The sequence below is a fragment of the Blautia sp. AF14-40 genome (assembly GCF_003479665.1).
In the GTDB taxonomy this organism is placed as follows: domain Bacteria; phylum Bacillota; class Clostridia; order Lachnospirales; family Lachnospiraceae; genus Fusicatenibacter; species Fusicatenibacter saccharivorans.
Genome location: NZ_QUHK01000006.1, coordinates 18838 through 35179, shown reverse-complemented (window position 1 = coordinate 35179; position 16342 = coordinate 18838). Strand labels below are relative to the sequence as shown.

Here is a 16342-nt window from a genome sequence, read left to right as displayed (position 1 = left end):
AATTTTTCATACAGAAGCGGACTGCGAAGATTACGTATCAGGAAGGCAGGAAGAAAAATGGGAAAAATTATACTGACCGGTGACCGACCGACCGGCAAGCTGCATGTAGGACATTACGTTGGTTCACTGCGCCGCCGCGTAGAGCTGCAGAACTCCGGTGAATTCGATAAAATTTACATCATGATTGCAGACGCACAGGCGCTGACCGACAATGCGGACAACCCGGAGAAGGTGCGCCAGAACATTCTGGAGGTAGCACTGGATTACCTTTCCTGCGGACTTGATCCGGAAAAGAGCACCATCTTTATTCAGTCTCAGATTCCGGAACTGTGCGAGCTTTCTTTCTATTATATGAATCTCGTTACGGTTTCCAGACTGCAGAGAAACCCAACCGTAAAATCGGAGATCCAGATGAGAAACTTTGAGGCGAGCATCCCGGTTGGATTCTTCACCTACCCGATCAGCCAGGCAGCCGATATCACTGCATTCAAGGCAACGACCGTTCCGGTTGGAGAAGATCAGATGCCGATGATCGAGCAGACACAGGAGATCGTCCACAAATTCAATACAGTTTATGGCGAAGCACTTGTGCAGCCGAAGATTATGCTGCCGGAGAATGATTCCTGCAGACGTCTGCCGGGTATCGATGGAAAAGCGAAGATGAGTAAATCGCTCGGAAACTGCATTTACCTGTCCGAGGAGCCGGATGAGATCAAGAAAAAAGTCATGAGCATGTACACCGACCCGGATCACATCAAGATCACCGATCCGGGCAAGATCGAGGGAAATACCGTATTTACCTATCTCGATGCATTCTGCCAGCCGGAGCACTTCGAGCGCTATCTGCCGGATTACGCAAATCTCGACGAGCTGAAAGCACATTACCAGAGAGGCGGCCTTGGCGATGTCAAAGTGAAGAAGTTCCTGAACAATGTACTGCAGGAGACCTTAGAGCCGATCCGCAATCGCAGAAAAGAGCTGGAAAAAGACATTCCGGCGATCTATGAGATGCTGAAAAAAGGCAGCGAAGAGGCAGAAAAAGTTGCCGCTCAGACACTGGCGGATGTCAAAGCAGCCATGAAAATCAACTATTTTGATGATCTGGACCTGATCCGTTCCCAGGCAGAGCGTTACGGCAAATAATTACCAATAGAAGATGAATGGAAAAAGCGGACATTATGGTTCCGCTTTTTCTGTTGCAGGGCGGACGAAAGTTCGAAGTCCTGCGGTCGGAGAGGATAGCATATGGTCATACATGGATTTCAAAAGCTGACGCTGCTGGATTACCCGGGCAAGGTGGCGTGCACACTGTTTTCGGGCGGATGTAATTTCCGCTGCCCGTTCTGCCAGAACGGAAATCTCGTGCAGCATCCCGAATGGGAGCCGGTGATTCCGGAGGAGGAGATTTTTGCAGTGCTTGAAAAGCGGCGCGGCGTGCTGGACGGCGTCTGCGTGACGGGCGGTGAGCCGACGCTGGATCCGGATCTGGAGCGGTTCGTGACGAAAATTAAGGAACTGGGATATCTTGTGAAGCTCGATACGAATGGATACCGGCCGGAGATTTTGAAAAAGCTGGTGGAAGAGAAGAAAATCGACTACGTCGCCATGGACATCAAAAACGCGCCGTCCCGGTACGGCGAGACGGCGGGCGTGAAAAAGATCGATGTGATGCGGATCAATGAGTCGGTCGAGTTTTTAAAGAGCGGCATGGTGGACTATGAGTTCCGGACAACGCTCTGCAAAGAGCTGCATGGAAGGGAAGAGATCGAAGCGATCGGAAAGTGGCTTTCCGGGGCAAAACGGTACTTCCTGCAGAATTATCGGGAATCGGATTATGTGATTGATCCGAGGTTCTCGGGGTATGCGAGGGAACAGCTCGAACAGTTCTGCGAGATCCTGCGCGGAAAGATTGAGACGGTGGAGATCCGCGGCGTGGATTAAAAAACGCTTTAAAGCGTGCGGTACCAGTAGCCGAAGCGGGCATCGGGCGCGAGCTCGGAGGGGCGCATCGCCTGCTTGAAGTGGAAAAAGCCGAAGAGGCTTGCCATGAACTGCTCATTCGGCGTGTAGACGCCGGGGACGCCGAAATACCAGAGTTCCTGCTGGTCGCGGTTCCGGGCGAGGAGCAGATGGCGATAGGACGAGGAGCCATGGAGGACGAAGCGGTTCGCATCCACCGAAAGACCGGCGGCGCGGAGCTGTGGAAGATCGTCGAGTGAGAGGCGCAGGCAGTCGGTCAGATCATCATCTGGGAACGGATGGAACTCCGGGAACTGGTCCTGAAGCTGGAGATAGAGAGCAGCCCGGGACGGCGGCACGGCTGCTGCGGCGGGAAAATCGGCGGAAGTCATATGTAGCGGCTGGGCGGCAGAATCCGGGATGGGCTGCGGCGGTTCCGGGTTGGCAGAGGGATAGCTTTCTGCGGTTTTCACAGATTCCGCGGATGCGGGATGGAGTGTGTTGGCGGATGATTGCGTGATCCTGTCTGCAGGAACGGTGTTTACCGTGTCAGTTGATGTGGATTCTGTGGAGACGGTGGATTCCGGGCTGGAATTTTGTGGATAAGGTTCGGAATTGCTGCTGAATTCTGTGGAAAGTTCATCGAACTGTGCTTTGGAAGCGTCTGATGATGGCAGGGACTGCGCAGGTACGGCGGGATCCAGAGGTTCGGGTGTTTCGGCAGTTTTCTCTTCGGTCGGTCTGGTACCATTGTCTTCGGAGGTTTTGGGCTCCTGCGGGAGCGTGGGAGCGAAAAACTCCGGCTGAATCGGAAGATCGTCCCACTGGGTGGCGATGACGCCGGTCTGGCGGCAGAGCAGGATCAGACCGCCAAGCTCGTCGAGCGTGACATCCGTCTGCCCAATGGCATCGGAGTGCGTGAAGAGTTTTCCGCTCGTAGAAGAGCGCCCCGCAAGGAGATTTCCGAGCGGAATGCCGTACATCCGCCCTGACCGGCGGATAAATCCGTAGACCGTGACCGAGGTCTCCGGCGGAAGAGACGGCGATTTGATCTGGAAGTCCATGCGGCAGAAGCCGTTCTGCGACTCCACGCGGACAAAGCCGCAGCATCCGCCCTTGCGGTTGTTCGGGTATTCGTATAGATAGGCAATGAAACGCCGGTAATCAGACATAAAAACCTCCTGCATAGAAGTAAAAAGAGTAGAAAAAGATACTGCGCTACAGTTCACGATATGCGGGAAGGACAGAAAATATACGCAGAGAAGAAAGGAAGTGCACAATGGAAGAAGAAACAAAGCTGGAAACGCCGGAGGAAAAAACGCACCGGAAAGAACGGGAACGCTTCATGCGCCAGGCGATTACGCAGGCGAAGAAAGCGGAAAAGCTGATGGAAGTGCCGATCGGCTGTGTGATTGTGTACGAGGGAAAGGTGATTGCGCGGGGGTATAACCGCAGAAATACGGATAAAAACACGCTGTCCCACGCGGAACTGAATGCGATCCGGAAAGCCAGCAAAAAGCTCGGCGACTGGCGGCTGGAGGGCTGTACGTTGTATGTCACCCTGGAACCGTGCCAGATGTGCGCCGGTGCGATCGTACAGGCGAGAGTCAGCGAAGTCGTCATCGGCAGCATGAACCCGAAGGCGGGCTGCGCGGGATCGATCTTAAATATGCTGGAAATGCACGAGTTTAACCATCAGGTGAAGGTCGAGCGCGGCGTGCTGAAAGAAGAGTGCTCGGAGATGCTGAGTGCGTTTTTCAGGAGACTGCGGGTGGTGAAAAAGAAGAAAAAAGAAGAGAGGAAGAGGGCGGAAGAAGGGAAAGAATAAAAGGAGAGGCAGCATCGGGATGGGATGCTGCCTGAGGAAGATTATTTGTTTGAGTAAGTTGCACTTTCGAATATTTCCGTAAAAAATACAATCCCCGTATTTCTATCGGAAACCATCGAAAAAATCATTGACGAATCCCGAAAAAAGCACTATAATATATGATGTATTTGACAAAATACGGAGAAGTACCCAAGAGGCTGAAGGGTCTGGCTTCGAACACCAGTAGGTCGGAAACGGCGCAAGGGTTCAAATCCCTTCTTCTCCGCTATGCAAAAAAGAGACAGCAAAAAGATTGAAAAATCGAAAAAGCTGTCTCTTTTTCTGTGAGAAATTATGAAATAGATGCAAAACAAAAGAAACAAAGACAGAAAAAACATCGCCAGTTCACGAAAAGGGACCGATGCACAACAAAGCAAAATAAAAAGGAGAGACAATACATGGCGCAGTTACCACAGGAATTTCTGACCCGCATGCAGGACATGCTGGGCGATGAATTTGATGCATTTTTAACTTCCTACGACGCACCCCGCACAGCCGGGCTGCGTGTGAATACAAAAAAATGCCGGACCGAAGATTTCCCGCCGCTTGTTCCGGGAACGTGGAAGAAAATTCCGTGGATTCCAAACGGCTATTTCGTGCCGGACGGCATGCGCATGGGCCAGTCTCCGCTGTATGCGGCAGGCGTCTTCTATCTGCAGGAGCCAAGCGCCATGACCCCGGCGTCCCGCCTCCCGATCGAACCGGGTGAGCGTGTGCTCGATCTCTGCGCCGCACCGGGCGGCAAGGCAACCGAGCTGAATGCGCGCCTGAAAGGAACCGGCCTTCTCGTCGCCAATGACATCAGCAACGCCCGCGCCAAAGCACTGCTGCGCAATCTGGAGCTGTTCGGAAGCGAAAACGTGCTTGTCACCAATGAGACACCGGCAGGCCTTGCAGACGTCTTCCCGGGCTTCTTCGATAAAATCCTCGTGGATACACCGTGCTCCGGCGAGGGCATGTTCCGGAAAGACGAGGCAGTCATCGGCACCTGGACCCCGGAGCGGCCGGATTTCTTTGCGGATCTGCAGCGCGAGATCACCTCGAATGCTGTCAAAATGCTGCGTCCGGGCGGCCTCATGATGTATTCGACGTGTACCTTCGCCCCGCAGGAGGACGAGGGAACCGTTTCTTTCCTTCTGGAAAACTTCCCGGAAATGGAACTGATCGAGATGGAAGGCTACGAAGGTTTTTCAAAAGGCAATCCAGTCTGGGGAAACGGCGATCCGGAGATCGAAAAGACCGTGCGCATCTGGCCGCATAAAATGAACGGCGAGGGCCATTACCTTGCCCTGTTCCGCAAAAAAGGCGAAGCCATTCCTTATGAGACAGAAGAAAAACCGATCGAAAAGAAAAACAAAAAACAGAAAAACCGGAAAAAAGACCGCGGAACGGAAGCACCGGGTCCGTCGAAAGCAGAAAAACAGATCCTTTCCGATTTCCTGTCCCGGATGACAGCACCGATCCCGGTTGAGGAACTGGAAGTCCGCGCCGGAAAAGTATACCATTCCCCGTCCCTGCCGGATGGCGTGCGGAATCTTCATTTCCTGCGGAACGGTCTGTATCTCGGTGAACTGAAAAAAGACCGTTTCGAGCCGTCACAGCCGTTTGCCGTGACACTCTCCGCGGACAAGTTCAAAGATTACATGAATTTAAAGGCAGATGACGAGCGTACCGAAAAATATCTCCACGGTGAGACAATTTCCGTAGAGCCGGGAGAGACCGCATCGCCGTCGGGCTGGAAGCTGGTCTGCGTCGATGGATTCGGCCTTGGATGGGGCAAACTGGTCAATGGAACCTTGAAAAATAAGTACCCTGTTGGATGGAGAAAGTAGAAAAATCATGCCAGTTTTTGCAGGAAAAACGTCGAAATATTACAAAGTTATTAACAGAAATTAAAAAAGACTTTCATTTCAGACATACTTGTGTTATAATGGCAAAGTACGGCGGGAAAAAAGGCCCATTTTCCGCAGTAACTTGGAGTGACAATCAGCAACAGAACGTAATAAGTATGAGGTGTACGACATGAAAAAAAAGAAATTATTCAGCCTGGTTTTGGCCACAGTGCTTACGGCAGCAACCGTTCTGCCATGCTATGGTGCCAGTACAAAGGAGAAAATTTCAAATGCTCAGGCAGAACAGGCTGCCGCACAGTCTCAGCTTGACAGCATACAGAGCAGGATTGACGAACTCAATTCCAAAAAGGGACAATCAGAAGAATATCTTTCCGAACTGAACCAGCAGCTGGACGATCTGCAGAACCGTCTGCAGGAGCTTCAGGATCAGTATGATGCGAAGCAGAACGAACTGGTACAGATTCAGGCAGATCTGGAAGATGCAAAAGCAAAAGAAGAAGAGCAGTACGAGGCGATGAAGCTCCGTATCCAGTATATGTATGAAAATTCCTCCGGAAACGGATACATGGCAATGCTCTTTTCTTCCAAAAGCATTTCAGAGCTGATCAGCCGGGCAGAATACATACAGAAAATTTCCGATTTCGACCGCGATCTTATGCAGGAGTATGAGGACACGGTAGACCAGGTAAAAGAAAAAGAAACACAGGTGCAGGAAGAGCAGGCAGCGATCGTAGAACTGCAGCAGCAGAGCAGCGATCAGCAGGAAGCCATTCAGGAGCTGTACGCAGCAGCTTATCAGGAACTCCGTACCTACTCCGCAGAGCTGGACGATGCAAAATCCAGCGAGAGTGCACTGGTAGATGAAATCAACAGCAAAGCAGATGCAATCAATGACCTGATCCGTCAGGCGAAAGAAGAGGAGATTGCAGCGCAGAAGAAAGCAGAAGAGGAAGCAGCCGCAGCAGCCGCCGCACAGCAGGCTGCCGCAGAAGCTGAGGCTGAGGCCGCCAGAAAACAGGCAGCCGAGGCCGCAAGAGTCGCAGCCGCAGAAGCAGCAAATGCCGCAGCGAAAGCAGATACCGATACAAGCAGCAGCTCCGGAAGCAGTTCTTCGGACAGCAGCGCATCCTCCACGACAACGGGGAGTCCATCCGCGTCAGATACTTCCAGCAGCTCCTCCAGCGGAACATACCTTGGAAGATTTAAACTGACAGGCTATTGCTCCTGTTCCATCTGTACCGGACAGTGGTCCGGCGGATCCACCGCGAGCGGAACCACACCGACCGCCGGCAGAACGATCGCCATGGGCGGTGTACCATTCGGAACGAAACTGATGATCAACGGCCAGGTTTACACGGTAGAAGACCGCGGAACCGCTTACGGCCACGTAGACATCTTCTGCAGCAGCCATTCCGAGGCGCTGAGCTTCGGCGTGCAGTATGCAGATGTATATCAGCTGAGCTGAGAAACAAAGATAAGAGATATGCCGGAACAGAACTTCCGGCATATCTCTTTTTTTGACTTTCTCAGAAACTGTCATTCTAAAATAACACCAAAAAGGCCGCAAACCTGTGTAAAATGTACCTTTTGAAGCAATAATAAAAAAAATTAAAAAAAATTCAAAAAAGGTGTTGACATTCCTATAGACATCATATATAATAGCTATTGTTGACGGACGAGAGTTCAGAAAACAAATAAAATCGAAGCGTGGCTCAGTTTGGTAGAGCGCTGCGTTCGGGACGCAGAGGTCGTGGGTTCGAATCCCGTCGCTTCGACTGGAATGAAAATGCCGAAAGCCTTGACAATCAAGAGCTTCGGCATTTTTTCGTATGTCAGAAAGAGAACAGGAAACAGTACACGAGGAGGAAATTTTTGTGAAAGCATTATTTTTTGATATTGATGGAACGTTACTGAGTGAGATTACAAAAGAAATTCCGCAGAGCGCGCTCGATGCATTGAAAAAGACAGCGGAAAAAGGAAATCTTACGTTTATTAATACCGGCCGCACCTGGTCGGAGCTGCCCGAGGAGCTGAAAAAGCTTCCGTTTTCCGGATTTCTGTGCGGCTGCGGGACCTATCTGCGCCGGGACGGCGAAATTCTGATGCATCAGACGATTCCGAAAAAGCGCTGTGAGGAAATCCCGGTTATTTTAAAGGCGTGCAGGATCGGCATGATTCTGGAGGGAACGGATAATGTTTATTTTTCGTCGGAGGTATCCCGTTTTCGGGAGGTCGAGCAGACCCGTGCCTATTTCGCTGCTGTCGGAATCGGACTCGCGGAGACAGCGGAGACAAAAGGAATCATTTACGATAAATTTTGTATCGTAACCGATGCACAGTCTGATATAGAACGTATGTACCGTGAATTTGAGCAGGAGTTTGATATCATGGATCGCCGCGGCGGTGTATACGAAATCGTTCCGCACGGCTGCAGCAAAGGAACAGCTGTGGACTATGCGCTGAAACAGTTTCAGCTGGAGAAAGAAGATGCATACGTATTTGGCGACAGCAGCAACGACCTTACCATGTTCCGGTGCGGCGCACACACCATTGCGCTTGGAAAACATGATGAGGTTCTGGATCCGTACACAGAGTACGTAACCGATACCGTCGAGCGGGACGGCGTGGCAAAGGCGATGGAGCATTACGGATTGATCTGATAGAAAAACAGAAAAAAGAAAGCGAAGGGGCGCATTTGAAAAGAAATTTTCAGGTGCGCCCCTTTGGTTGCAATTTTCTGAAAAAGGAAACAAGAAAAGCAGCGTCTGAAAAGGTATGTGCATTGCAAAGTAAAAAATTTCGTGGTAATATAAAAATGAGTTTTTATGTATATTTGTAATGATACCAGGAGGTGAGCGTTCAGAAGTTCCATGGAAACAGAAAAAAATCAGATAAATAAAAAAAGCCTCAGATACCGTTTTACAGCAGGAACGATCGGAGTAAGTGTCTGGCAGCAGGAATGAATGCTCACTTGGCAAAGCCTATGAAAATTGAAAACATAAAGAGAATTTTGTATGAATATTGTGTGTAGTGGCTGCAACTTCTCAAATCCGTATACCTGTTTTTCACGTTTTGTAGGATATTATAACGTAAATGTAAAACTGGCAGGGACAGGTTCTCTGTATACAGATAAAAGCAGGATAATGAAGCATAAAACAGAGAGAGGATTTTTATAAAATGGAAAAGTATGAAGACAAAATATATTCTTTAGGTGAGGCTGTAACGGGACAGACACAGGCTATGTCACAGGCTATGTCACAGGCCGTACAGAAAACACTGGAAAATAATGGCGGGGTAGGTATAATGACAGGATCTTATGACCAAAACCTGTCTATTTTGTCTGTGAATAATCTGCTGTTGCATAGTACAGGATATACATTCGATACTTTCATGGAACAGACAAAAGGCTCATTGAGAAACTTCTTTTATGACGAGGAAGATAGACAGGAGCGAGACCATTTTTTGCAGCTTCACGGAACAGGGGAAGCACAGATCCTTACAGCAGACGGTACAGTGAAAAATGTACGGCTTTGTAAAGAGGATGCGACAGATGAGGCGGGCAGACAGATCTGGGTTATGTCCGTACAGGTCAACTGGGATCATGTAAATTTGACACTGCTCAATGAGGCTATCTGTTCCGGCTTCTGGTATTTTGACTGTGACGAAAACAGTGAGATTGTGAATGCAAACTGGAGTCATGAATTCCGAAAAATGCTTGGCTATCATGACACTCTGGACTTTCCGAATAAACTGGAATCCTGGTCAGATCTTCTGCATCCACAGGATAAAGAAAGAGTAATGGTGCAGCTTCAGGCGGCAATTAAGGATAAGACGAACCAGATAAAATACCAGGTAGAGTATCGTATGAGAATGAAGGATAATCAATACCAGTGGTTTCGGGCATCGGCAGAAGTAATACGCCGTCTGGATGGTTCTGCCAGCAGGATTGCCGGGATTTTTATTAATATTGATGCGGAAAAAAAAGAGGCCATGCAGGCACAAAAATCTGCTGCTTTCCACCGGGCTTTTACGAAAGCAGACCTGTGTGAGTATTATGTAAATCTGGAAGCGAATACTTTTGATACCTTTAAGGTTGAACCGTCCCTGATGACAGTCTTTGAACAGAGTCATACATGGGATGAACTGATCCGTCATTTTGTGGATTCCTATGTTGTGGAGACAGATAAGAAGGCGGTATCCTCTTTTTACGACCGTGGTTATATTGCAGAAAGGCTGAAGGGTCTGGAAACCGAATTGGCTTTAGAGTGCCGTATCACTCTGAATGGAGAAGAACGATGGGTCCGCAATGTGGTCATACGTGGCGAAATAGAGGATTCAGAATATGCCATGATCTTTCTGCGTGATATCACAGAGACAAAGGTAGAGAGCGCACGGCATCTGCAGATGGCAGCGGATAATGCTTCCATGGAGCAGATAATTCAGAGTATTGTGCGTCTGGTTGACCGCTTTGTTGTCTGTGATCTGGAAAATGACAGATATGAATTCTATAACCTGAATGGACAGATGCTATATAAACCTTTGGGATTCTATCATGATTTTCAGATGCAGGTTCTTGAAAAGTATAAGACACTGGAACCATTGGAAACTATGGACATCCTGATCGCACCGGAAAATATCCGGAAGAATCTGAAAAGTGAAAATGATATTTATAAGTTTGAGTACTGCAGCCTGGATGAAAAGACTTATAAGATCGCTTCTTATATTCCTTTGGAATGGAAGAATGGAAAGCTGGAAAAGGTATTGCTGGCATCCATGGATGTGACACAGGAGAAGAAAGCAGAGATTGAATCCCGTCAGGCACTGAAAGAGGCTTACCGGTCTGCAGAAAATGCAAACCGTGCGAAAACAGAATTCCTTTCCAATATGTCACACGATATCCGGACACCGATGAATGCCATTGTCGGCCTGACAGCAATTGCAGGAGCAAATATTGAGAGCCAGGACAGAGTCATTGAATGTCTCAGCAAAATTACAAAATCAAGCCGTCATCTGCTGGGGCTGATTAATGAAGTGCTGGATATGGCACGTATTGAAAGTGGAAAAATGACGCTGGCACAGGAGGATTTCAATCTGCCAGATCTGGTGGATAATCTTATAACACTCACAAAACCGGTGATTGATGAACATAAACACAATTTAGATATACACATTAATCACATTGAACATGAGAGTGTCTGTGGTGACAGCCTGAGAATCCAGCAGGTATTTGTGAATCTGATGAGTAATGCGGTCAAGTATACACCGGATGGTGGGAATATTACTTTTTCCATAGAGGAAAAGCCAAATGGATTTTCGGAACTTGGATGCTATGAATTTACGATTGAGGATAATGGGATCGGTATGTCACCGGAATTCCAGAAAATCATGTTTGATCCTTTCAGCCGCGCAGATGACCATCGGACAACCAGAGTCCAGGGAACAGGTCTGGGAATGGCAATCAGCAGAAATATTGTGAACCTGATGAATGGTAATATTAAAGTGGAAAGCACCTTACATAAGGGAACTAAAATTACAGTAACAATTTATCTGGAACTTCAGGAAAAAGAAAAAGAACAGGACAGAAATCTGATGAATCTACCTGTTCTGGTTGTGGATGATGATAAGACATGCTGTGAAAGTACAGTTGCCACATTGAAGGAGATTGGGATTACAGGCGAATGGGTTCTCTCCGGCAGAGAAGCCGTTGAGCGCTGTTATGCACATCATGAGCTAAAAAATGATTACTTTGCTGTTATTTTAGATTGGAAAATGCCGGATATGGACGGAATTGAAACAGCCAGACAGATCCGGAAACGGATAGGGAAAGAGATTACCATTATTGTACTGACATCTTATGAATTCAGTGAGATCGAAGAAGAAGCAAAGGCTGCAGGCGTAGATGCTTTTATTGCAAAACCGCTGTTCCGTTCCCGTTTGACGGCTACATTGCGGCAGTTTACTTCTGGCAGAAAAGAAAAAACAGCAAGAAATTATCTGGATGAGCTGTCTGAAGCAGATTACACAGGAAAAAGAATTCTGCTGGTCGAGGATAATGAGTTAAACAGAGAAATTGCTGTTGAAATTCTGCAGATGACCGGGGCGGAAGTGGAAACGGCAGAAAATGGAAAAATTGCAGTTGAAAAAGTAGAAGCTTCTCCGAAAGGCTTGTATGACCTTATTTTTATGGATATCCAAATGCCCGTCATGAATGGTTATGAGGCAACCGCAGCAATCAGGAGCCTTCCGGGTGAACAGGGAAAACTACCGATTGTTGCCATGACAGCAAATGCTTTTGCAGAAGATGTACAGCTGGCAAAAAATACAGGCATGAATGGACATATCGCGAAACCGCTGGATATGAATAAGCTGAATGATGTTCTGGAAAACTGGCTGTAATTGTTTCCCAATTATTGAATTAATGATTTTATCAGGAAAGAATGAGGAAAATACGAGGATGAAAAAGGCAAAACAATGTCTGATAGCATTACTGCCAGGTGTGCTTTTAACAATTACTGTTTTGTCTGGCTGTGGACAATCTCAAAAAGCAGTATCTAAAAATGACGATCACCTTACCGTGTATCTGTGGGAAAATCGTTTAATGAAAAATATTGTACCCTATATCCATGAGCAGTTTCCAGATCAGGATATTGAGTTTATTACCGGTAACAATGATACCGATTTATACAGCTATTTTGAGGAACATGGTGAACTGCCGGATATCATAACCGTACGTCGATTTTCTGGAAAAGATGCACAGGATCTGGAGCCATATCTAATGGATTTTGCTTCTTATGACGTGGTTTCCAGGTATTACTCCTATGCATTGCAATATTATAAAAATTCAAAAAATGAGATTCAGTGGCTTCCTATCTGCGGTATACCGCAGACGATTATTGCCAACAAGACATTGTTTGAACAGTATGGAATCAAGATACCGAAAAACTATAAGGAATATGCACAGGCATGCCAGCAATTTTATGATAATGGTATAAAACCGTATTCCCTGGATCTTGCAGAAGACTGGTCTGCTCATGAGGTGATTCAGACAGGTGCAATTGGGGAATTCATGAGTCTGGATGGAATCGAATGGAGAAGCTCAGCTGAAAGTGCATCAGGGGATATCGCGTTTGATGATGCGTTATGGAAACGTATTTTTTCAGAAACCAATACATTTTTGAAGGACTCACATTTTACAAGTGATGATATCAGCGTCGATATTAATACTGCAACGCAGATGTTCCTTGAGGGAAAAGCAGCAATGTTTCATGGTTATCCGGCACTTATGCAGGAATTTCAGGAACAGATGGATGCAGAATTAACTCGTATACCGTTTTTTTCACAGATTTCGGATGAAGCTTTTATAAATATGACCCCTTCTCTGAATATTGCATTTAACAAAGAACTGGAAAAAGATCAGGAAAAACTGGACCTGGCATTCGATGTCCTGGAGTGTATGATTTCAAAAGAAGGACAAACATTGATCGCAGATGGAAAGGGTGTAATTTCATTAAATGTAGATGTTCCAAACATGATGGAAGATGTACCTGGACTGGAAGATGAAATTAATAATAATTCTGTTTATATCCGATATTCTGCTCAAAAATCATTTTATGCCAGTCTTGAGGCTGTTCACGGATTATTGTCAGGGGAAATGGATGAAACACAGGCTTATGATGCTTTTCGCAGCACAATGAACAGTAAGGATTCAAAAGAAGAAACCACAGTTAATTTTGAAAATGAATATTCCATTTCGCTAAATGATAAAAACGGTCGTGATGCGGCATCTTCTATGTTAACTACGATTAGAGAAGAAAAGGATGCTCAGCTGGCTTTGGCACCATATTATTATTTTACTTCCTCCATTTACAAAGGGGAGTGTACCTGCAGCCGGGTTGGTCTGATGACAGCAAAGAGTTTAGATACACCATTATACCTGGCAAAAATCAATGGCAAAGAGATTTATGAACTTGCGGAGAAATATCTTGCTGATTCTGATGAGAAATTCCATATAACCAATAAATATGAATTACCAATTGCATCCGGTATGAAAATAATCGTTAGGCAGGAGGAAAACGGATTCTCATTAAAGGACATAGAAGTAAATAAGAAAAAAATAGACAAAGACAAGGAGTGCTCTATTCTTCTTACAGAAACCACAATGTCTGTTTTGAAAAAAATAAATCCGGAATGTGAGATCAGGCAGCTTGGTAACACAACATTATCAAGTGCATGGACCGCAGCAATGGAAAACGGACAGCAGCCGTCAGCACCGGAAGATTATATAGAGGTTGAAAAATAAAAGTGGGAACAGAACAGGCGAAAACAAAAAGAAAAAAGATGATAGTACCATTGTTCTTTTTAATTCTTATCTTTTTAAACTTAATTTTTGTAAAGCTCCTTTTGAACAGGATGAACAGCTATATCGCAGAAAACGGGAAAAGCAGTATGGGAGCAGTTGTTGAACAGATACAGCAGACCTATGATCTGCAGGTGAATGGATACTACAGTCGGCTGCATATGCTTGAGGATTTTCTTACTCAAGAGGGAGTGAGATCTATTGAACTGGATAGAAACAAGAAGTTCTTTGAGGCATGGCAGAAAGAATCTGAAAGTACACTTATATTTCTCCAGGAAAATGGAAAGGCAATAACCACTGATGGAACAAAACTTCGGGTTGACATGCCAAGTAAACTTTTGTTGGATTTGAGGAACGGATATAATATTGGAAAATTGGTTACTCTTGATTACAACCAGAAGAAAAAAGATGGTTATCTGGTTGCAATTCCATGTCAGGAATATACGATTAAGGGGGAAACTTATACGGCAATTGGAACCTTGTATGATCATTCAAAATTAGATTCCATGTTAAGTGTGAAAAGCTATAACGGGAATGCGTATCTGTTTATGCTGGATAACGACGGAAATATTACTTATACAAATCAGAAAGAAGATAAATTTTTCAGGAACTATTTCTTGTTAAAGCATTTAAAAGGAGATCAGGCTATCACTGAGGAAGAGGCTGATTCTCTTCAAAAAAAGCTGGATGGCAGAGAACAGGGGGTAGAACTTGTGGAAAGTGACAAACCTTACTATCTGGGATACTGTCCGATAGAAAATAATAACACCATGCTGATTTGTATTGTAGAAAAAAGTGTTGTAGATAATGTACTGAGAGATTATCAGAAAACAATAGTGTTTGAAACAATACTCATGGCAGGTTTTATACTTTTGCTTTTTGCCGGATTATTCTACAGTATTTCCAGACGCAGTCTTGCTGAGCAAAAAGCTGAATACGAAAAAAGAAATAATGAGATTCAGACGCAGGCAATGAAGGAAATGGAGGAGTCCAATAAAAAACTGAAAAAAGCAAAGAACATTACAACGGAAGCCTTGCAGACCGCTGAAAATGCAAATAAGGCGAAAACAGATTTCCTGTCCAATATGTCACATGATATTCGTACACCAATGAATGCAATTATCGGCATGACATCATTGATCAGACATGATGCCGGTAATAAAGCGAAAGTAATAGAGTATGCAGATAAAATAGACATTTCATCACAGCATCTGTTAGGAATCATTAATGATGTTCTGGATATGAGCAAAATTGAGGCAGGAAAAACAGTTTTTAAGTATACCGATTTTTCCATCTTGGATTTTATTACAGAACTCAATACCATATTCCATTCACAGATAGACGAAAAAAATCAGACTCTTACAATCATAAAAGAAAACATCCGGCACGAGTGGGTGAACGGAGATCAGGTTCATCTGATGCAGATTTTCAGCAACTTGGTTTCTAATGCAGTGAAGTACACGCAGGAAGGTGGAAAAATTCAGTTTCTGGTAGAAGAATGTGAGACAAAATCATCTGTCTACGCAAAGTACCGTTTCTTAGTCAGCGATAATGGCATGGGAATGTCGGCAGATTTCAAAGATACAATTTTTGATGCTTTTACTCGTGCTGAAAGTTCTATGACGAATAAGATACAGGGAACTGGTCTTGGAATGGCTATTACTAAAAATCTGGTTGAAGCAATGGGAGGCACCATTGATGTGGAGAGTGAACTGGGCCAGGGAAGCTGTTTTGAGGTTCTTATAGATCTGAGAATAGCAGAAGATAGATTTGTTTCTTCAGCAGAACAGGCAGAAAAGGATGAACCGGCTGGCAATGTCCTGAAAGAAATGAGGTTTCTGTGTGCAGAGGACAATGAGCTGAATGCAGAAATCCTGATGGAATTGTTAAAGATTGAGGGTGCAGAGTGTACAATCTGTGAAAATGGTAAAAGGGTCTTAGAGGCATTTGAGCAGTCTGCTCCGGGGGATTATGACATGATCCTGATGGATGTGCAGATGCCGGTTATGAATGGTTATGAGGCAACAAAAGCAATCCGAAGAAGCTCCCATGAACTGGCAAAGACAATTCCAATCATTGCTATGACCGCCAATGCGTTTTCTGAGGATATTCAGCATTCTCTGGCAGCCGGTATGAATGCCCATGTTTCAAAACCGGTTGAGATGAAGGTACTGGAAAAGACGATCAGAAGCATAAAATCCGGCGGGGGGCACCGAAATGCAGCTCATTGAACAGTGACAAATGGATATGGAAAAGAGCTGATGAAAGAATCTGGCATTGCCAGAACTTTCAATCAGCTCTTTTTTA

At 45.8% G+C, this 16342-nt stretch carries 10 protein-coding genes and 2 tRNA genes; 11 read left to right on the top strand and 1 reads right to left on the bottom strand.

The window, feature by feature from the left end; translation table 11 throughout:
* Window positions 1–57: 57 nt before the first annotated feature.
* A complete protein-coding gene (gene trpS, locus DWW13_RS06360; protein ID WP_022461312.1) occupies window positions 58–1143 on the top strand; it encodes a tryptophan--tRNA ligase in 1086 nt (361 codons plus the stop codon).
* 102 nt (window positions 1144–1245) lie between these two features.
* Window positions 1246–1941 (top strand): anaerobic ribonucleoside-triphosphate reductase activating protein, encoded by a 696-nt coding sequence (locus DWW13_RS06355; RefSeq protein ID WP_022461311.1) that lies wholly within the window; start codon window positions 1246–1248, stop codon window positions 1939–1941.
* Window positions 1942–1949: 8 nt separating this feature from the next.
* On the opposite strand, the gene DWW13_RS06350 is transcribed toward DWW13_RS06355, so the two are convergent.
* Window positions 1950–3239: a DUF6128 domain-containing protein gene (locus tag DWW13_RS06350; protein ID WP_147398315.1), complete on the bottom strand. Its 1290-nt coding sequence runs from the start codon at window positions 3237–3239 to the stop codon at window positions 1950–1952.
* On the opposite strand from DWW13_RS06350, the gene tadA reads away from it, so the two are divergent.
* The 9 genes from tadA to DWW13_RS06305 all read left to right on the top strand — a co-directional run bounded on the left by tadA (window position 3239) and on the right by DWW13_RS06305 (window position 16266).
* Window positions 3239–3787, top strand: a complete 549-nt coding sequence (gene tadA / locus DWW13_RS06345) for a tRNA adenosine(34) deaminase TadA (RefSeq protein WP_022461309.1) — start codon at window positions 3239–3241, stop codon at window positions 3785–3787. The genes DWW13_RS06350 and tadA overlap by 1 nt on opposite strands.
* A 179-nt stretch (window positions 3788–3966) precedes the next feature.
* Window positions 3967–4052: transfer RNA gene (locus DWW13_RS06340), tRNA-Ser, on the top strand.
* 172 nt (window positions 4053–4224) lie between these two features.
* A complete protein-coding gene (locus tag DWW13_RS06335) occupies window positions 4225–5658 on the top strand; it encodes an RsmF rRNA methyltransferase first C-terminal domain-containing protein (RefSeq protein ID WP_117761689.1) in 1434 nt (477 codons plus the stop codon).
* Window positions 5659–5848: 190 nt separating this feature from the next.
* Entirely contained in the window at window positions 5849–7144 is a 1296-nt protein-coding gene (locus tag DWW13_RS06330; RefSeq protein ID WP_117761688.1) for a PcsB-like coiled-coil domain-containing protein, read from the top strand.
* Window positions 7145–7380: 236 nt separating this feature from the next.
* Window positions 7381–7454: transfer RNA gene (locus DWW13_RS06325), tRNA-Pro, on the top strand.
* A gap of 99 nt (window positions 7455–7553) precedes the next feature.
* Complete coding sequence (locus DWW13_RS06320) at window positions 7554–8339, top strand: Cof-type HAD-IIB family hydrolase (RefSeq protein WP_022461306.1); 786 nt, start codon at window positions 7554–7556, stop codon at window positions 8337–8339.
* Window positions 8340–8856: 517 nt separating this feature from the next.
* On the top strand, window positions 8857–12075 hold the full coding sequence (locus tag DWW13_RS06315; RefSeq protein ID WP_117761687.1) for a response regulator: 3219 nt from the start codon (window positions 8857–8859) through the stop codon (window positions 12073–12075).
* 58 nt (window positions 12076–12133) lie between these two features.
* Window positions 12134–13978: an ABC transporter substrate-binding protein gene (locus tag DWW13_RS06310; protein ID WP_117761686.1), complete on the top strand. Its 1845-nt coding sequence runs from the start codon at window positions 12134–12136 to the stop codon at window positions 13976–13978.
* Window positions 13979–14124: 146 nt separating this feature from the next.
* Window positions 14125–16266 carry an ATP-binding protein gene (locus DWW13_RS06305; RefSeq protein ID WP_117761708.1) on the top strand — a complete coding sequence of 714 codons (2142 nt, stop codon included), beginning with the start codon at window positions 14125–14127 and terminating at the stop codon, window positions 16264–16266.
* The last annotated feature ends 76 nt before the right edge of the window (window positions 16267–16342 follow it).